Annotated in this window: 13 protein-coding genes; 1 reads left to right on the top strand and 12 read right to left on the bottom strand. The window is 70.7% G+C overall.

Translation table 11 applies throughout. From position 1 onward, the window contains the following. Positions 1-114: 114 nt before the first annotated feature. The 11 genes from nagE to ABFO07_RS04310 all read right to left on the bottom strand — a co-directional run bounded on the left by nagE (position 115) and on the right by ABFO07_RS04310 (position 16121). On the bottom strand, positions 115-1878 hold the full coding sequence (nagE, locus tag ABFO07_RS04360; protein ID WP_059922951.1) for an N-acetylglucosamine-specific PTS transporter subunit IIBC: 1764 nt from the start codon (positions 1876-1878) through the stop codon (positions 115-117). A gap of 93 nt (positions 1879-1971) precedes the next feature. Then, on the bottom strand, positions 1972-4554 hold the full coding sequence (ptsP, locus tag ABFO07_RS04355) for a phosphoenolpyruvate--protein phosphotransferase (RefSeq protein WP_124490837.1): 2583 nt from the start codon (positions 4552-4554) through the stop codon (positions 1972-1974). Between the two features lie 16 nt (positions 4555-4570). Further along, positions 4571-5587: an SIS domain-containing protein gene (locus tag ABFO07_RS04350; protein WP_060149060.1), complete on the bottom strand. Its 1017-nt coding sequence runs from the start codon at positions 5585-5587 to the stop codon at positions 4571-4573. Next, positions 5580-6683: an N-acetylglucosamine-6-phosphate deacetylase gene (gene nagA, locus ABFO07_RS04345; RefSeq protein WP_059566527.1), complete on the bottom strand. Its 1104-nt coding sequence runs from the start codon at positions 6681-6683 to the stop codon at positions 5580-5582. The genes ABFO07_RS04350 and nagA overlap by 8 nt, the downstream gene beginning before the upstream one ends. A 98-nt stretch (positions 6684-6781) precedes the next feature. Further along, entirely contained in the window at positions 6782-7516 is a 735-nt protein-coding gene (locus ABFO07_RS04340; protein ID WP_059885304.1) for a GntR family transcriptional regulator, read from the bottom strand. A gap of 308 nt (positions 7517-7824) precedes the next feature. Further along, positions 7825-11043, bottom strand: coding sequence for an error-prone DNA polymerase (locus ABFO07_RS04335; RefSeq protein WP_060149059.1), 3219 nt, complete (start codon positions 11041-11043; stop codon positions 7825-7827). A gap of 6 nt (positions 11044-11049) precedes the next feature. Then, the gene (locus ABFO07_RS04330) at positions 11050-12540 is read right to left on the bottom strand and encodes a Y-family DNA polymerase (protein ID WP_059960095.1); all 1491 of its coding nucleotides are present in this window, start codon (positions 12538-12540) and stop codon (positions 11050-11052) included. Then, positions 12473-13180: a translesion DNA synthesis-associated protein ImuA gene (gene imuA, locus ABFO07_RS04325; RefSeq protein WP_059891255.1), complete on the bottom strand. Its 708-nt coding sequence runs from the start codon at positions 13178-13180 to the stop codon at positions 12473-12475. The genes ABFO07_RS04330 and imuA overlap by 68 nt, the downstream gene beginning before the upstream one ends. 144 nt (positions 13181-13324) lie before the next feature. Next, positions 13325-14119: an ABC transporter ATP-binding protein gene (locus ABFO07_RS04320; RefSeq protein ID WP_059566522.1), complete on the bottom strand. Its 795-nt coding sequence runs from the start codon at positions 14117-14119 to the stop codon at positions 13325-13327. Position 14120: 1 nt separating this feature from the next. Further along, positions 14121-15017 carry an ABC transporter permease gene (locus ABFO07_RS04315; RefSeq protein WP_059885297.1) on the bottom strand — a complete coding sequence of 299 codons (897 nt, stop codon included), beginning with the start codon at positions 15015-15017 and terminating at the stop codon, positions 14121-14123. Between the two features lie 138 nt (positions 15018-15155). Continuing rightward, positions 15156-16121 carry an ABC transporter substrate-binding protein gene (locus tag ABFO07_RS04310; RefSeq protein WP_059885294.1) on the bottom strand — a complete coding sequence of 322 codons (966 nt, stop codon included), beginning with the start codon at positions 16119-16121 and terminating at the stop codon, positions 15156-15158. Between the two features lie 330 nt (positions 16122-16451). Here ABFO07_RS04310 and ABFO07_RS04305 point away from each other — a divergent pair, with 330 nt between their 5' ends. Next, on the top strand, positions 16452-16760 hold the full coding sequence (locus ABFO07_RS04305; protein ID WP_059566519.1) for a VF_A0006 family four-cysteine protein: 309 nt from the start codon (positions 16452-16454) through the stop codon (positions 16758-16760). Between the two features lie 81 nt (positions 16761-16841). Here the strand turns inward: ABFO07_RS04305 and ABFO07_RS04300 are convergent, their stop codons facing one another. Then, positions 16842-17657, bottom strand: a complete 816-nt coding sequence (locus tag ABFO07_RS04300; protein WP_059566518.1) for a MetQ/NlpA family ABC transporter substrate-binding protein — start codon at positions 17655-17657, stop codon at positions 16842-16844. Positions 17658-17940 lie beyond the last annotated feature (283 nt).

Here is a 17940-nt window from a genome sequence, read left to right as displayed (position 1 = left end):
TCCCCTTCCCCACGCTCGTCAAACGAAAACGGCTTGCGAAGATCGCAAGCCGTTTGTCCTTCCCCACCCGCCGGCGCGAACCCGTCACGCGGATTCGCGCCGGCGCCTGCCGCATCAGGCCGGCTGGGCCGCCGCGCCGCCGCCTGTCGACGGCAGGCGCGCCGCGAGCTGCTCCGCATAGCGCGACGCCGCCGGACCGCAGACGATATGGAACGTGTCGAGCGCGACCCACGCGACGTCGAGCGCCCCGAGGCGCGCGCGATCGACCGACGACGGGTCGAGCACGACGACGCGCAGGCGCGTGGTCGCTACCGCATCGAGCGCCGCGATGTTGGTCGCGCCGCCGAACACCGCGAGCCAGCGCGCCGGATCGGGATCCAGCGGGCCGGCCGCACCGCCGGCATGCGCGACGGCCGGCGATGCCGCTGCGCCGCCCGCTGCCGCCGCGGCCGCGCCGCTGCCGATCGCGGCCCGCATTTCGTCGGCGATGATGTCGGCCTCCGGCCCGATGATCACCTGCACGCTGTTGCCGCCGCGCTTGAGCACGCCGCGCGCGCCGATCGCCTTCAGGTCCGCTTCCGACACCTTCTCGGGGTCGGCGACGGTCAGGCGCAGGCGCGTCGTGCATGCGTCGACGACCGACAGGTTGCCCGCCCCGCCCAGCGCGGCGATATAACGCTGCGCGCGCGGCGCGGCAGCCGCCGCTGCCGGTGCGACGAAACCGCCCGCCGCGGCCGGCTCGGTTGCCGCCGCGTCGGCCGTTGCCGGCTCGCGGCCCGGCGTCGCCATGTTGAACTTGCGGATGAAGAAGCGGAACAGCCCGTAGTACGCGGCGCCGTACGCGATGCCGAGCGGGATCGCGACCCAGCCCTTCGTCGACAGCCCGTAGTTCAGCACGTAGTCGATCCCGCCCGCCGAGAACGTGAAGCCGAGCTTCACGCCGAGCAGCTGGCAGATCGCGAGCGACAGGCCCGTGAGCACCGCATGGATCACGTACAGCACCGGCGCGAGGAACATGAAGCTGAATTCGATCGGCTCGGTGACGCCCGTCAGGAACGACGTGAGCGCCATCGAGAACAGCAGACCGCCGACCACCGCGCGGCGCTCCTTCGGCGCCTCGTGCAGCATCGCGAGACACGCGGCCGGCAGGCCGAACATCATGATCGGGAAGAAGCCGGCCATGAACACGCCCGCGCTCGGGTCGCCCGCGAAGAAGCGGTGCAGGTCGCCGTGCACGATCTCGCCGCCGGCGGCCGGCGTGAAGTTGCCGAACACGAACCATGCGAGCGAGTTGATGATGTGGTGCAGGCCCGTGACGAGCAGCAGGCGGTTCAGGAAGCCGAACACGAACGCGCCGATCGCGCCGGCGGTCGTGAGCCACTGGCCGGCCGCGTCGATCGCGTGCTGGACCGGCTGCCACACGTAGCCGAACACGATGCCGAGCACCACGCATGCGAGGCCCGTGATGATCGGCACGAAGCGCTTGCCGCCGAAGAACGCGAGGTAGTCGGGCAGCTTGATGTCCTTGTAGCGGTTGTACAGCAGCCCCGCGACGACGCCCGCGATGATCCCGGACAGCACGCCCATGTTCAGCTTCGGGTCGATGTCCTTCATGATCGCGGTTTCGATCAGGTAGCCGATCGCGCCCGCGAGCGCCGCGACGCCGTTGTTGTCCTTCGCGAAGCCGACCGCCACGCCGATCGCGAACAGCAGCGGCAGGTTCTCGAAGATCGCGCCGCCCGCGTCGGCGATCATCTTGATGTTGAACACGTCCGGCTGGCCGAGCCGCAACAGGATGCCGGCGACCGGCAGCACCGCGATCGGCAGCATCAGCGCGCGGCCCAGGCTTTGTATCTTCAGAAACGGATTCCCGTCCATTCAGTCCTCCAATCCTTGTCTCTTCGTTGACGTAATTGCTCTCGTAGTGGATGTGCGTTGCTGCTGAAACGGCACGCGAGTCCCCGTCGACGCTCAGTCGAGCGGCCAGATCTCGCGGCTTGCTGCTCTGACCGCCTGTGCCGAATCGAGCGCGAGCAGATCCTGCGCGCGCTGGCGGCACAACGCGTAATCGAGACGGCGCACGCGCGCCTTGATGCCCGGCACCGACACCGGATCGACCGACAGCTCGGTCACGCCGAGGCCGACGAGGATAGGCACCGCGAGCGGATCGCCGCCGAGCGCGCCGCACACGCCGACCCATTTGCCGTGCTGCTGCGCACCGCGCACCGCGATGTCGATCAGGCGCAGCACCGCGGGGTGCAGGCCGTCCGACTGCGCGGCCAGATCGGCCTGGCAGCGGTCCATCGCGAGCGTGTACTGGGTCAGGTCGTTGGTGCCGATCGACAGGAAATCCGCGTGCTGCGCGAGCTGGTCGGCGAGCAGCGCCGCCGACGGCACCTCGATCATCACGCCCACCTCGACCGGCTCGGTGCGGCCCATCGCGCGCGCGAACTCGTCGATGCGCTTTTTCAGCCGCACGAGCTCGCCCGCGTCGGTGACCATCGGCAGCAGGATCCGCACCGCGCCGAACGGCTTCACCGCGAGCAGGCCCTGCAGCTGGTCGTCGAGCAGGTCCGGGCGCACCTGCGCGAGCCGGATCCCGCGCAGGCCGAGCGCCGGGTTCGGCTCGGGCGGCAGCGTCAGGTAGTCGACCTCCTTGTCCGCGCCCACGTCGAGCGTGCGGATGATCGCGGTGCGGCCTTGCAGCGCGTCGACGATCGACTGGTAGCTCTGCTGGTGCTCGAGCGTGGTCGGCGCCACCTGGCGGTGGATGAACATCAGCTCGGTGCGCAGCAGGCCGACCGCATCGGCGCCGTTGTCGACCGCGGTGTTCGCGTCGTCGAGCGTCGCGATGTTCGCGGCCACCTCGATCGCGCGGCCGTCGGCCGTCGCCGCGGCTTCGCCCGCGGTGCGGCGGTTTGCCTCGCGCACGCCGGCCAGGCGCTCGCATTCGTGGCGCGCGCGTTCGACGTCGCGCGCGGTCGGTGCGTGCTCGAGCCGCCCGCCGCTCGCGTCGACGACCACCTGCGTGCCGTCCGGAATCGCATACAGCGCGTCGCCGACCGCGACGAGCGCCGGAATGCCGAGCTGGCGCGCGATGATCGCCGCGTGCGACGTCGCGCCGCCGCGCGCCATCACCAGCGCCGTCACGCGTGCGCGATCGAGCGACGCGAGATCCGACGGCGTGAATTCCTCGGCGGACAGCACCGCCTCGTCGGGCAGCGCGCGCGCCGTGCCGCTCGTGTGACCGAGCGCGCGCAGCACGCGCTTCTCGATGTCGCGCAGATCGGCCGCGCGTTCCGCGAGCAGTGCGTCGTCGAGCTTCGACAGCGTGTCGATCTGCGCGCGGATCGTCGCGCGCCACGCGTGGCCCGCGCTCTTGCCGAGGCTGATCAGGTCGCGTGCCGCGTCGATCAGCGTCGGATCCTCGAGCAGCACGCGATGCACCGCGAAAATCCCTGCCTCGCCGACCGCGCCGCGCTGCGACGCGCTGCGCACCGTGTCGTCCAGCTCCGCGTCGACGGCGGCGAGCGCCTTGTCGAGCGCGCGGCTTTCCGAAGCGGGCGTGCCGCTCGCCTGTTCGGGCGGCGTGATGTCGGCGTCGTCCCAGCGCACCAGCGCGCCGACGGCGATGCCCGGCGCCGCGCACACACCCGCGAGCGTGTTCGGGGCGAGCGGCGCACCGGCGCTGCGCGCGACCGGCTGCGGCGCGGGCGACAGCGTGCGCGCCGGCTTTTCCTCGACTTCACCGTGCGCTTCGCGCAGCAGCTCGTGCGCGACCGCATCGACCGCCTGCTGCGCGTGCGCGCCGCGGCCGACCAGCTCGATCGTCGCCAGTTCGCCGGCGCCGAGGCCCAGCAGCCCGACCACGCTTTCGATCGGCGCCTTGCGGCCGTCGAAGTGCACTTCGACATGCGCGTCGAGCCCGCGCGCCGCCTCGCGCGCCCGCGCGGCCGGCCGCGCATGCAGGCCGCCCGGCTGGGTCAGCTGAATCGCGCGGCGCGCCTCGTTCATCGCCGCGGCGCCCGCCTCGGCCGCCTGCACGGCCGCCTCGCCCTTGCCGCGCAGCGTGAGGAGCGGCGTCTCGCCCGCCGTCGCGACGCCGTGCGCACGCGCGACGATCTCGAATGCATCGGAGTTCGCGATCGCGATCACCGACACGAGGCTGTGCGCGCTGCGCGCGACCGCGTCCTGGTCGAACTCGATCAGCAGGTCGCCGGCCGCGACGTGCGCGCCGGCTTCGACGTGTGCGGTGAAGCCCTGCCCGTTCAGCTCGACGGTGTCGATGCCGATGTGCAGCAGCACTTCCGCGCCCTGCGGCGTGGTGATCGTCACCGCGTGGCCGGTGCGCGCGAGGTGCGACACGACGCCTGCGCACGGCGCGACGAGCTTGCCGGCGAGCGGGTCGATGCCGATGCCGTCGCCGAACATCCCGCCGGAGAACACCGGATCGGGCACGTCGGCCAGCGGAACGATCGGCCCCGTCAATGGGGCAAGCAGAACGATCTGATCGTGGGTGGGGCTCTTCAACTGGGACTCCTCGGCGCGTCTCATCGGCGTTCTCGGCTCATCAATGCGTTTCGGTGACTTTGTTCAGGTGGCGCGGCGTATCGGGGTTGCGGCCGCGCGCGACGGCGAGATCCGCCGCCATCACGTAGAACGACAGAATGGCGGCGATCGGGTCGAGCGCCGCGTGGGCGGACTGCGCAAGCGGCAGCGTCGCACCCGACAGGCCGGGCGTGCCGGCGGACGCGGCGAGCAGCACCGCGGCGCCGCGCGCGCGCATGTCGGCCGCCAGCTGCAGCAGGCCCGCCTGCTCCGGCCCCGGCGGCGCGAACACGAGCAGCGGGTAGTCGCGGTCGATCAGCTCCATCGGGCCGTGACGCACTTCGGCGCTCGAGAACGCCTCGGCCTGGATGCCGGAGGTTTCCTTCAGCTTCAGCGCGGCTTCCTGCGCGATCGCGAGGCCGAGGCCGCGGCCGATCACGATCATCCGTTCGACGCCGGCGAGCGCGGCGACGGCCGGCGACCAGTCGAGCGAACCCGCCTGCGCGAGCACGTCGGGCAGGCCGCGCAATGCGGCGACGAGCGCGGCGTCGCGCTGCCAGAATGCGACGATCTGCGCAGACAGCGACAGCATCGCGATATAGCTTTTGGTGGCGGCCACCGACAGCTCGGGGCCGGCCAGCAGCGGCAACTGGTGCTCGCAGGCGTCGGCGAGCGGCGACGGCAGCACGTTGACCGCCGCAACGGTGCGCGCGCCCGCTTCGCGCAGCGCGGCCATCGTGTTGACGAGATCGGGGCTCTGGCCCGACTGGGAGAACGCGATCGCAAGCTGGTCCTGCACCTTCAGCGGCGCCTGCTGCAGCGTCGCGACCGACATCGGCAGCGAGGCGACCGGCACGCCGAGGCGGCTCATCGTCAGGCTTGCGAAGTAACTGGCGGCGTGATCCGAGCTGCCGCGCGCGACCGTCAGCGCGACGGCCGGCGGATGCGCGAGCAACTGGGCGGCGAGCGCCTCGACGCGCGTGGTGTCGGCCAGCTGCGCGGCGACGACCTGCGCGGCCTCGCGCGCTTCGTTAAGCATATTCGACAATCGATTCTCCTTCGACGTAGGTCGCGGTGAGGTTCAGGTCGCGATCGAACACGACGAGGTCGGCCCATGCGCCGCGTGCGATGCGGCCGCGATCGGCGATGCCGAGGTAATCGGCCGCATAGCGCGACATGCGGTTCGACACGTCGGCGATCGGCAGGCCGAGCGACACGAGGTTGCGCAGCGCCTGGTCCATCGTCAGCGTGCTGCCGGCGAGCGTGCCGTCGGCGAGGCGCACGCCGCCGAGGCACTTGGTCACGTGCTGGCTGCCGAGCCGGTATTCGCCGTCGGGCATGCCGGTGGCCGACGTGCTGTCGGTCACGACGTACAGGCGCGGGATCGCGCGCAGCGCCGCGCGGATCGCGCCCGGATGCACGTGCAGCAGGTCGGGGATGATTTCCGCGTATTCGGCATGCGCGAGCGCCGCGCCGACGAGGCCCGGGTTGCGGTGATGCAGCGGCGACATCGCGTTGAACAGGTGCGTGAAGCCGCACGCGCCGTGCTTGAGCGCGGCGACGGCATCGTCGTAGGTCGCGAGCGAGTGGCCGAGCTGCACGCGCACGCCGCGCGCGGCCATCTCGCCGATGATCTCGATGTGGCCGGCGATTTCCGGCGCGAGCGTGACGACGCGGATCGGCGCGATCGACAGGTACTTCAGCACCTCGTCGAGCACCGCCGACACGGCCGCGTCCGGCTGCGCGCCGAGCTTGCCGGGGTTGATGTACGGCCCTTCGAGGTGCACGCCGAGCACGCGCGCGCCGCCCGGCGTGCGGGTGCGCGCGACGCTGCCGAGGTTGCCGACGACTTTCATCAGCTCGTCGCGCGGCGCGGTCATCGTCGTCGCGAGCAGGCTCGTCGTGCCGTATTGCGCGTGCGTGCGGGCGATCGTCTCGATCGCGTCGCCGCCTTCCATCACGTCGGCGCCGCCGCCGCCGTGCACGTGCAGGTCGATGAAGCCGGGCAGGATGTACGGCGCATCGTTCTTCGCGGGGTCGGCGGATGTGCCGTCGAGCGTGGTGATGCGGCCGTTCTCGCAGTCGAGCGAGCCGTGGAGCCAGCCGTCGGGGGTCAGTATGTTGCCAGTCAGCATGACGTTCTCTTGATGATCGGGTGACGCGGCGAACCGCGTCGCGAGTTCCGTAATCCGTTGCGTGCGTCGCGTGCCGCGCGCCGGCGCAGTGTCGCGCGTCAGCGTTTCAGCTCGGCGACGAAATCGTAGTAATCGTCGCGGCAGTAGGATTCGGTGACTTCGATCGCGCGCTCGTCGGCCCCGTAGCCGATGCGCGTGATCACGAGGAGCGCCGCGCCCGGCGCCACCGCCATCCACTTCGCGATTTCGCGCGTCGCGTTCACCGCGCGAAAGTGTTGCAATGCGCGCACCACGACCGTGCCGCGCGCTTCCAGATAGTCGTACAGCGACGCGCCGAGCGCCTGCGGATCGGGCACCACCGCGGCCGGCAGCGTCGAGTGCTCGACCGCCATCACGATGCCGTCCGCGCGGCGCAGCCGCTCGAGCCGCGCGACGGTCGCGCCGGGCGCGAGGCCGAGATGGATGATCTCGTCGCGGCTCGCGGCGCGCAGCGCGCGCGACAGCCACACCGAATCCGGCCGGAAGCCGCGCTGGCGCATCTTCGCGGTGAAGCCGACCAGATGCGACAGCGGATCGGCGACGCGCGGCGTGATGAAGCTGCCCGCGCCGCGCGCCCGCGTGATCAGGCCCTGCTCGACCAGCAGCGCCAGCGCGCGCCGGGCGGTGATCCGCGACACGCCGACCGACGCCGACAGCAGCCGCTCCGACGGCAGCGCTTCGCCGGCCTGCCACGCGCCGCCGTGGATCGCGTTCGCCAGGTTGCGGGCGAGCTGCAGATAAAGCGGGGCGTCGCGGCAAGGATCGGGCGCCAGTTCGGACCAGCCGGTTTCCATGAGCCTCCAGGGGGTCGGGCGACGGACGCGGGCCGTCGGAAAGTGAACGCATTATATAACCACAATAATACCAGTCAACGAACTGGTATTAGCGTCGTTAAAATCTCCGGAAGCCTTGCCCCGCAAGCGTTTTAGCTGCGCCAAAGCCTTTGTTTACAACGAAGTACGGGATAGGGATTTACCCGAGGTGGGTTGCAAAGGGCCAATTCCACGATGCGGCCGGGCTAACGGATTACGACGAAAATGAGACCGGAATAGAACCAATTACATGAACTGGTATGCACCGTGCACGTGCGTTTGCGTGTGTGTCAGTGGAATTCGCGGCTCGACGTGCGCAGGCCGCCGAGCAGCGGCGTCAGGTCCTCGAAATGCTGCGCGACGAGGTGCCGCACGTCGCTCTCGACCTGCCACACGCCCGACGCCGCGAGCAGCCGCGAATCGAGCGTCTCGCGGCGCTGCCGCGCGAGCAGCTCGGGCCGCACGATCACGTTCACGCAGCCCGTTTCGTCCTCGAGCGTCATGAACATCACGCCTTTCGCGGTGCCCGGCATCTGCCGCGCGATCACGAGCCCGCACGCGCGCGCGAGCCGGCCGTTGCGGCGGTCGCGCAGCTCGGCCGCGGACGACAGCCGCTGCGCGCGCAGCGCGGGCCGCAGCAGCGCGACGGGGTGACGGTTCAGCGTGAGGCCGGTCGTGTGGTAGTCGGACAGGATGTCGTCGGCCTCCGACGGCGCGCCGAGCGCGGGCCGCTCGGGCTCGTCGATCGGCGCGGCCGCGAGCAGGTCGCGCTCGGGCGCCGCGGCGACGGCCTGCCACAGCGCATCGCGGCGATGGCCGGCCAGCGTCGCGAGCGCGTTCGCGGCGGCCAGCGCCTCGAGGTCGCGGCGCTCGAGCTGCGCGCGGCGCGCGAGCGCATCGACGTTCTCGAACGGGCCGGCCGTGCGCGCGGCCTCGATCCGCCGCGCGGCCGCCTCGCCGAGGCCGCGCACGAGCGACAGGCCGAGCCGCACCGCGGGCCGGCCGTGCGGCGGCGCCTCGCCGGGCAGCGCTTCGAGCGACGCCTCCCAGCCGCTCACCGTCGCGTCGACCGGCAGGACCGTCACGCCGTGGCGCTTCGCGTCCTGCACGAGCTGCGCGGGCGCGTAGAAGCCCATCGGCTGGCTGTTCAGCAACGCGGCGAGGAAGATCGCGGGCTCGTGGCATTTGAGCCAGCTGCTCGCGTACACGAGATGCGCGAAGCTGGCCGCGTGGCTCTCCGGAAAACCGTAATCGCCGAAGCCCTTGATCTGCTCGAAAATCTGCTCGGCGAATTCGGGCGGATAGTCGCGCTCCCGCATCCCGTCGACGATCTTGCGGTGATATTGCTCGAGATTGCCCTTGCGCTTCCACGCCGCCATCGCGCGACGCAATTCGTCGGCCTCGCCGGGCGTGAAGCCGGCCGCGATCATCGCGATCTGCATCACCTGCTCCTGGAAGATCGGCACGCCTTTCGTGCGTTCGAGCGCGGGCTTCAGATCCTCCTTCGGATAACTGACTTTCTCGATTCCCTGCCGCCGCTTCAGGTACGGATGCACGGCGCCGCCCTGGATCGGCCCCGGCCGCACGATCGCGACCTCGATCACGAGATCGTAGTAGTCGCGCGGCCTCAGGCGCGGCAACATCGACATCTGAGCGCGCGATTCGATCTGGAACACGCCGACCGTGTCGGCTCGGCAGATCATGTCGTAGGTGTCGTCGTCATCCTGCACGATGTCGTCCATCCCGAACGGCCTGTCGTCGTCAGGCCGGCCGCCCCGCTTCGGCGGCCCGCGCCATGCGGTGACCATGTCGAATGCGCGATGCAGCGCCGACAGCATGCCGAGCGCGAGCACGTCGACCTTCATCAGCCCGAGCGCTTCGAGATCGTCCTTGTCCCACTGGATCACGCGCCGCCCGTCCATCGCCGCGTTCTCGACCGGCACGAGCCGCGTGAGCTTGCCGCGACTGATCACGAAGCCGCCCGAATGCTGCGACAGGTGGCGCGGGAAATTGAGCAGCCGCGCGGCAAGCTCGGCCCAGGCCTGGATCAGCGGCGTGCCGGGGTCGAGGCCGACGGACGCGAATTGCTGCAGCAGATCGCGGCTGCCGTCGAACCAGCGATGCCCCTTCGCGACGCGCTCGATCAGCATCGGATCGACGCCGAGCGCCTTGCCGGTCTCGCGCAGCGCGCCGCGCGGGCGGTAGGTCGATACGGCGGCGGCAAGCGCGGCACGGTTGTGGCCGTATTTCTCGTACAGGTACTGGATGACTTCCTCGCGCCGCTGATGCTCGAAGTCGACGTCGATATCGGGCGGCTCGCCGCGCTCGCGGCTGATGAAGCGCTCGAACAGCAAGGTGCTGCGCTCCGGATCCACCTCGGTCACGCCGAGGCAATAGCAGACGACCGAATTCGCGGCCGAGCCGCGCCCCTGGCACAGGATGTTCCGGCTGCGGGCATAGGTGACGACGTCGTACACCGTCAGGAAGAACGGCTCGTATTTCAGGTCATGGATCAATTCGAGTTCGTGCTTGATCAACCCCTCCACCTTCGCCGGCACGCCGTTCGGATAACGCCGGCGCGCGCCTGCCCAGGTTTCCTGCGCCAGATAGCTGGCCGGCGTGTGTCCGTCCGGCACGAGCTCGAGCGGATACTCGTAGCTCAGGTCGCCGAGCGAGAAGCTGCACGCATCGAGCATCGCGCACGTCTGCGCAATCTCGTCCAGCGAAAACAGCTTCGCGATCCGCCCGCGCGAACGCAAATGCTGTTCCGCGTTCGGCGCGAGCGCATACCCGCATTCCGAGACCGGCATCCCGACGCGAATCGCCGTCATCACGTCCTGCAGCGGCTTGCATGAGCGCAGGTGCATCGTCACATCGCCGAGCGCAACGATATGCACGCCGCGCCGCTCGCCCGCCGCACGAATCTCCTCGCGCTGCACACCATCCAGCGCGCGCTGCAACTGCACGAGCCCGAGCCGCGCGTGCTCGCCGAACGTCGCGCGAAACCACGCGACCTGCGCATCGAGCACATCCGTGCGCACCGGATACGCGGGCACGAGAATCGCAAAGCAGTCGGGCATGCCGCGCAGATGCGCGAACTCGGCGGGCGGCGCCGACAGCATCCGCGACGTCAGCCGGTAGGTGCCCTTCGGCGCGTTCATGCGCCGCCACGAGATCAGTTCGGACAGGTTGCCGTAGCCCTCGCGGTTCTGCGCGAGCAGCACGAGCCCGAACGCGCCGGGGCCCGGATCGTGGCCGGGCGGAACATCGTCCGGCGTCACCTCGAAGTACGCGCCGACGATCAGCGGCAGCCCTTTCGCCTTTGCCGCGACATGCATCCGCGGCGCGCCCGCGAGCGAGCATTCGTCGGTGATCGCGATGCCGCGATAGCCGAGCTCGACCGCGCGCTCGACCAGTTCCTCCGCATGCGACGCGCCATGCAGGAACGAGAAGTTCGAGCGGCAGAACAGTTCCGCGTAGTCGGGAAGCAACGTGAATTCCGCAACCATCGCCGTTCACCCGAACAGGCCGTGCAGGAACCAGCGCGGCTCGGCCTGGCTCCCCGAGCGTTCCCTGAACACCCAGTAGCACGCGCCCGCCTCGTCCTGCGCAACGAAGTAATCGCGCGCCGCCAGTTGGCCGTCGAACCAGCCCGCCTCGATCCGCTCCGGCGACGACATCGTCCTGAGCGGCGTGCGGAACACCGGCCTTTCGTTGCGCATCAGCAGCGGCTGCGGCTCGGCCAGCAGCCACGCAGGGCGCGGCGGCGCGGCCGGCGGGCCGGCGGACGGCTTGCCGGCCGGCGCATCGAGCGGCAGCCAGCGGTTCGCGGCCTCGGGCCGGTGATCGGCGACGGGCGCCGCGCGCAAGACGTTCTCCGCGCCGAGCCGCGCGACCAGCAGCTCGATGAGCCGCGCGCGCGTCTCGCGCGTGCCGCCCGGCTCGGGGAACAGATCCTCGGCCGGCGGCGCGACCGACTCGACACGCGTGGCCGTCACGCGCACCGCGATCACCGCGGCCGACAGCTCGACCCGCGCGAGCCGCTCGCCGAGCAGCCGCATGAAATGCCCCTCATCGCGCACGGGCGACGCGAACGCGAGCTCGAGCAGCGTCGGCGGCACGGCCTGGCGGCCCCGCTCGTGCTCGAGGCCGACCGTCATCGCGGCGAGCGACAGCTGCCGCGCGGCCAGCCAGCCGCACAGCTGCACGACGAGCCGCCGCGCGGCGAACAGCACGGCCTCCGCGTATTCGACGCGCTCCGGCAATTCGAGCCGCACGTCGAACACGGGCGGCACCGCCATCCACGCCAGCGGCTCGACCGCCTCGCCGTACGCGCGATCGAGCGCGGCCAGCAGCGCGGGACCGCAGCGGCGCTGCAGCCCCGCGCGCGGCAGCCCGCGCAGATCGGCGAGCGTGCGGCAGCCGAGGCCGTCGAACCAGCCCGCGTACGGACGCGCGTCGGGCAGCAGCACGCACGGCAGCCCATCGAGCGCGCGAACGAGCGACGCCTGGCGCGCGACGCGCCGGCGCGTGCGCCCGCGGCCCGCCGCGGCGCGCGCGAGCAGCCACGCGCCGCGCCCGGTCGGCGCGGCGGACAGGCGCGCCGCATAGCCGAGCGCCGCGAGCGTCGCCCGCACCTGGCGGCACAGCGACGGCAGCCCGCCGAACAGGCGCAGGCTCGGGCCGACGTCGACGACGAGCGTCGCTTCGTCGTCGAGCGCGACGCACGGCGAGAAGCGCAGCAGCGCGAGCGCGACCGCGCGCAGCGCGTCGGCCTCGCGCGCGGGATCGCGTTCGACGAGCTGCGTATCGGGCGCGAGCGTCAGCACGCCGCCGCGCTTCATGCCCGCGCGCACGCCCTGCCGGTGCGCGGCCGCGTCGGCGATCAGCACGACGCCCTGCTCGAGCACCGCGCAGCCGGCCGCACCGGCCTTTGCGTCAGACGGCGGCGGGGCGCACACGTCGAGCGGCAGGCGCGGCAGATGGATGCCGAGCAAGACGCGCATAGCGGCTCTCCACGATAGGCGATGGCAGGTCGAGCACGAGCGGCTCGCCGCGCGCGGGCCCGCGCCGCTTGACGATGTCGATCGACACGCCGCCCGGCGCCGGATGCAGCGCGACGCGCAGCACCGCGGGCGACGGCTGCCGCGCGGCCGGCAGCGGGCGCAGCATCACGAACAGCGTGTCGCCCGTGCGGGCGGCCGCGAGATGCAGGCGCCGCAGCGCATCGGGCCGCGCGTCCTGCCAGAGCAGCAAGGCACCGCAGCAGCCTGTCTTGAGCGCCTGCTCGGCGGCCCACAGCGCGTCCGTGCGGCTGCCGGCGCGCAGCCACAGCAGCGCGTCGGCCGGCACGCCGAGGCCGGCGAGCGCGCTCGCATGCGGCGACTGCGGCGGCGCGACGAGCGCGAGCGGCCGCCGGGCGCTGACGGTGCGCGCGAGCGCGGGCGCGAGCAGCCGCATCTCGCCGCAGCCCGGCTGCGCGGCCAGCAGCTCGACGAGCCCGCCGACCGGCCAGCCGCCGCCGGGCAGCTCGGCGGACAGCGCCGCGAAACCGGTCTCGATCGTGCGCGGGCCGCCGCGCGCCAGCTGCGAACCGCGCCAGAGCGTCGGATGCAGGGATTCGGGAGAAATGGAGGATGCGAGCATGACGCCACCCACAACTGTATGGATATACAGTATATGGCAATGCTCGCGCGCCGCACAGTGCCGGCGGAAAACCGGCCTTTCGTCAGAGGAGAGACGCGGCGAATGCCGGCCGGAGCGCGGCCCCGGCCGATCCGCGACGAGGCGCTAGCCGAGCAGCAGCGCGTCGTCGTCGAGCTGCTCGTGCCGCACCTTCTCGAACATCTGCAGCAGGTCCGGCACGTCGAGCCCGCGGCGCGCATCGCCCGACACGTCGAGCACGACCTGCCCCTGGTGCAGCATCACCGTGCGATCGCCGTAGTCGAGCGCCTGCCGCATGCTGTGCGTGACCATCATCGTCGTCAGCCTGCTTTCCGCGACGATGCGCGCGGTCAGCTCCAGCACGAACGCGGCCGTCTTCGGGTCGAGCGCGGCCGTATGCTCGTCGAGCAGCAGGATCCGCGACGGCCGCAGCGACGCCATCAGCAGGCTCACCGCCTGCCGCTGGCCGCCCGACAGCAGGCCGATCCGGTCGGTCAGCCGGTTCTCGAGGCCGAGGTTCAGCAGCCGCAGCTTGTCGCGGAACAGCTCGCGCGACGGCCGGTCGAGCGCGGCCCGCAAGCCGCGCCGCGCGCCGCGCGCCATCGCGAGCGCCATGTTCTCCTCGATCGTCAGCGCTTCGCAGGTGCCGGCCATCGGATCCTGGAACACGCGCGCGACGAGGTGCGCGCGATCCCACGCCGGCTGGCGCGTGACGTCCGCGCCGTCGATCGCGATGCGGCCCGCGTCGACCGCCTGGTCACCGCTGATCGCGTTGAGGAAGGTCGACTTGCCCGCGCCGTTCGAGCCGATCACCGCGACGAACTGGCCGTCGGGAATCTCGAGCGACAGGCCGCGCAGCGCGCGCGTCTCGATCGGCGTGCCGGGGTTGAAGGTGAGCTTCAGGTCTTGTGCGGACAGCATGTCATGCCCCTCCGTTCTTGCGCGCGAACAGCTTCTTGCGCGTCGCCGGCAGCACCAGCGCGATCGTGACGAGCGCGGCCGTCACGAGGTTCAGATCCTGCGCCTTCAGGCCGATGAATTCGCTGTTCAGCGCGAGCGCGATGAAGAAGCGGTAGACGATCGCGCCGAGCACCACCGCGAGCGTCGTCAGCACCAGCCGGCGCGCGGGCAGCAGCGTCTCGCCGATGATCACCGCGGCCAGCCCGATCACGATCGTGCCGATCCCCATCGAGATGTCCGAGCCGCCCTGCGTCTGCGCGAAGAGCGCCCCCGCGAGCGCGACGAGCGCGTTCGACAGCGCCATCCCGGCGAGCGTCGCGCGGCCGGTCGCGATGCCCTGCGCGCGCGCCATCCGCGGGTTCGCGCCGGTCGCGCGCATCGCGAGGCCGAGCTGCGACGAGAAGAACCAGTCGAGGCCGAGCTTCGCGACCACGACGACGATCGCGAGCAGCGCCGGGCGCAGCACGTAGTCGGGCAGCCAGTCGGGCTGCAGCACGGTGAACAGCGTCGGCTCGGTGATGAGCGGCACGTTCGGCCGGCCCATGATCCGCAGGTTCACCGAATACAGCGCGATCATCATCAGGATGCTGGCGAGCAGATCCATGATCTTCAGGCGCACGTTGAGCCAGCCCGTGACGAAGCCGGCCAGCGCGCCCGCGACGATCGCGAGCCCGGTCGCGGCGAACGGGTCGAAGCCGGCCGAGATCAGCGTCGCGGCCACCGCGCCGCCGAGCGGGAAGCTGCCGTCGACGGTCAGGTCGGGGAAATTGAGGATGCGGAACGAAATCAGCACCCCGAGGGCGACGAGGCTGAAGATCAGGCCGATCTCCAGTGCGCCCAGAAACGAGAACAGAGACATGGTGGGGAATCCTGTTGCTGCCCGGCCGGACGTGTACGGCCGGGTGAAGCGAACGGGCGGCCCCGGATGGGAGCCGCCCGTGCGGCGATGTCATCCAGGCCCGGATCGGGCCTGCCGGCGCGGCGCTCGGGCCGCGGCTTACTTGATGACCGTCTTCGCGTCCTTGACGAGATCCGGCGCGAGCGTCGCGCCCTGCTTCTCGGCCGCGCCCGTGTTCACGAACAGTTCGAGGTTGCTGCTCGTCTCCGATGCGATCGCACCCGGCTTCTCGCCCTTCAGGATCCGCGCGACGACCTTGCCGGTCTGGCGGCCGAGGTCGCCGTAGTTGATGCCGAGCGCCGCGATGCCGCCGCGCTTCACGCTGTCGGTGTCGCCCGCGACGAGCGGGATCTTCGCCTCGTTCGCGACCTTCACGAGCGCCTCGTACGCGGACACGACGTTGTTGTCGGTGTTCGTGTAGATCACGTCGACCTTGCCGATCAGGCTCTTCGCGGCCGGGCCGATGTCGACGGTGCGCGGCGCGGCCGCTTCCTTGAGCGTCATCCCCTGCTTCGCGAGGATCGCCTTGAGCTCCTTCACGACGACGACCGAGTTCGCCTCGCCCGGGTTGTAGACCATGCCGACCGTCTTCGCATTCGGCACGACGCGCTTGATCAGCGCGACCTGGCGGTCGAGCGGCAGCTTGTCGGACACGCCCGTCACGTTGGTGCCCGTCGGGCCCCAGCCCTTCACGAGCTGCGCGGCGACCGGATCGGTGACGCCCGAATAGACGACCGGCACGCTCTTCGTCGACGCAACCACCGCCTGCGCGGCCGGCGTCGCGATCGCGACGATCACGTCGGGCTTGTCGCCGATGAACTTGCGCGCGATCTGCGCGGCGGTGCCCGTGTTGCCCTGCGCGCTCTGGTATTCCCACTTGAGCTTGTCGTCGCCGTAGCCTTCGGCCTTCAGCTCGGCGCGCACGCCGTCGCGGATCGCGTCGAGCGCCGGGTGGTCGACGATCGACAGCACCTTGACGGTCTGCGCGTGCGCGGCGCCGGCCAGCGCGAGTGCGGCGACGCCGGCCGTGATCGAACGGATCGCGAAAGTCTTGAATCGCTTCATGGATGAGTCTCCCCCGTATTGTGTCGGTTCTGGATGATGGATTCCCGCCGCCGTCGGGCGGGCGCCGCCGCGCGTACGACACGCGGGCGATCGGCCCGCGCACGCTCCGGGAAAGCGTGCAGCGGCGAACGCACGAGGATACCATTTCCGCAGACCACCGCCTGACTTGATGCTTTCGCGCGGCACGCCGGATCGCGGCCCTCGCCGGGGCCCGAAAATGCGCGCGAAGCCCGGCCGGCGGCGGTGCCGGCCATGTCGGCCAACGCGTCAGCCTGGCTCGCGGCTTTACGCTATGCTGTCGCCGACCCAATCCACTCCATCGGAGGGCAGATGAAACGGGGGATCCGAGCCATCGCATGCGCAGCCGTCGCGCTGGCGCTGCCGGGCGCGGCGTTCGCGCTGACCGACGGCGGCGCGCAATACGACGCGTGCATGCTCAACGCGCTGCGCGAAAGCCGCAACGGCGCGGCGGCGCAGCTGATCCAGCGCTCGTGCGACGCGCTGTACCGCGACAACGCGATGCTGCTGCCGCGCGAGCGGCGCTTTCACGAGTGCGTCGTGCAGTCGCTGCCGGGCGTGCGCGACAACTATGCGATCCAGCAGATCATGTCGATCTGCTCGCGGCGCGGCGATATGTAAGCGCACACCAACCGCGCGAACGAAAAAGGGCCTGCACGATGCAGGCCCTTTTCGCTCAGCGGTCCGACCGGTGTGCGGCGTTCAGAACGACGCGACCATCGAGCCCTTGAACTGCTTCTTGATGAATTCCCGCACTTCCGTCGACTGATACGCCTTGACCAGCTTCTTCACCCACGGCTGATCCTTGTCCTTCGCGCGCACCGCGATCAGGTTCGCGTACGGGCTCGTCAGCGATTCGAGCGCGATCGCATCCTTGGTCGGCTGCAGGTTCGCGGCGAGTGCGTAGTTCGTGTTGATCACGGCCGCGTCGACGTCCGACAGCACGCGCGGCAGCTGCGCCGCGTCGAGCTCGGAGATCTTCAGCTTCTTCGGGTTGTCGGCGATGTCGAGCACCGTCGCGTTGTTGCCGCCCGTGCCGGCGCCCGCCTTCAGCTTGATCACGCCTTGCGCCTGCAGCAGCAGCAGCGCGCGGTTCTCGTTCGACGGATCGTTCGGCACCGCGACCTTCGCGCCCGGCTGCAGATCCTTCAGCGCCTTGATCTTCTTCGAGTACACGCCGATCGGGGAGATGTAGGTCAGGCCCGCGCTGACGAGCTTGTAGCCGCGCTGCTTGACCTGGCTGTCGAGGTAGGGCTGGTGCTGGAAGCTGTTCGCGTCGAGGTCGCCCGCGTCGAGCGCCGCGTTCGGCTGCACGTAGTCGTTGAACTCGATCACCTTCACGTTCAGGCCTTCCTTCTCCTTCGCGACCTTCTGCACGACTTGCCAGACTTCCGCGTCCGGGCCGGCCACCGTGCCGACCTTCACCACCTTGTCCTCGGCGTGCGCACCCGCCGACATCGTCAGCGCGGCGCCGGTAGCCAGCACGGAAAACACTTTCAGGAGACTGCGACGCTTCATCTGTTTCTCGCTTTCTTTCGATCTAAAAAGGGCGCGATGCGGGTATCCACCGACTCGCAGGAAAGGGGCAAATGGTGTCACAGGATCGGCGGGAAGTGAAATACATCCCGCTCATATGGGTATGCGCCGGATCGGGGCATGCCGCTCGCGGCTCTCTGCTCGCCCCTCGCCGCTCTCCGCTCTCCGCTCTCCGCTCTCCGCTCTTCGCTCGCCGCTCGCCGCTCGCCGCTCGCCGCGCGTCAGGCCGCGTCAGGCCGCGTCAGGCCGCGTCAGGCCGTCAGGC

The sequence above is a fragment of the Burkholderia stagnalis genome (assembly GCF_039848545.1).
GTDB classification, from domain to species: Bacteria; Pseudomonadota; Gammaproteobacteria; order Burkholderiales; family Burkholderiaceae; genus Burkholderia; species Burkholderia stagnalis.
This window is presented reverse-complemented; position numbering and strand designations above follow the sequence as displayed.

Bases quoted from the DNA above. Each gene is read 5' to 3' on its own strand.
- nagE (WP_059922951.1), bottom strand. From the start codon at position 1,878: ATGGACGGGAATCCGTTTCTGAAGATACAAAGCCTGGGCCGCGCGCTG.
- ptsP (WP_124490837.1), bottom strand. From the start codon at position 4,554: ATGAGACGCGCCGAGGAGTCCCAGTTGAAGAGCCCCACCCACGATCAG.
- ABFO07_RS04350 (WP_060149060.1), bottom strand. From the start codon at position 5,587: ATGCTTAACGAAGCGCGCGAGGCCGCGCAGGTCGTCGCCGCGCAGCTG.
- nagA (WP_059566527.1), bottom strand. From the start codon at position 6,683: ATGCTGACTGGCAACATACTGACCCCCGACGGCTGGCTCCACGGCTCG.
- ABFO07_RS04340 (WP_059885304.1), bottom strand. From the start codon at position 7,516: ATGGAAACCGGCTGGTCCGAACTGGCGCCCGATCCTTGCCGCGACGCC.
- ABFO07_RS04335 (WP_060149059.1), bottom strand. From the start codon at position 11,043: ATGGTTGCGGAATTCACGTTGCTTCCCGACTACGCGGAACTGTTCTGC.
- ABFO07_RS04330 (WP_059960095.1), bottom strand. From the start codon at position 12,540: ATGCGCGTCTTGCTCGGCATCCATCTGCCGCGCCTGCCGCTCGACGTG.
- imuA (WP_059891255.1), bottom strand. From the start codon at position 13,180: ATGCTCGCATCCTCCATTTCTCCCGAATCCCTGCATCCGACGCTCTGG.
- ABFO07_RS04320 (WP_059566522.1), bottom strand. From the start codon at position 14,119: ATGCTGTCCGCACAAGACCTGAAGCTCACCTTCAACCCCGGCACGCCG.
- ABFO07_RS04315 (WP_059885297.1), bottom strand. From the start codon at position 15,017: ATGTCTCTGTTCTCGTTTCTGGGCGCACTGGAGATCGGCCTGATCTTC.
- ABFO07_RS04310 (WP_059885294.1), bottom strand. From the start codon at position 16,121: ATGAAGCGATTCAAGACTTTCGCGATCCGTTCGATCACGGCCGGCGTC.
- ABFO07_RS04305 (WP_059566519.1), top strand. From the start codon at position 16,452: ATGAAACGGGGGATCCGAGCCATCGCATGCGCAGCCGTCGCGCTGGCG.
- ABFO07_RS04300 (WP_059566518.1), bottom strand. From the start codon at position 17,657: ATGAAGCGTCGCAGTCTCCTGAAAGTGTTTTCCGTGCTGGCTACCGGC.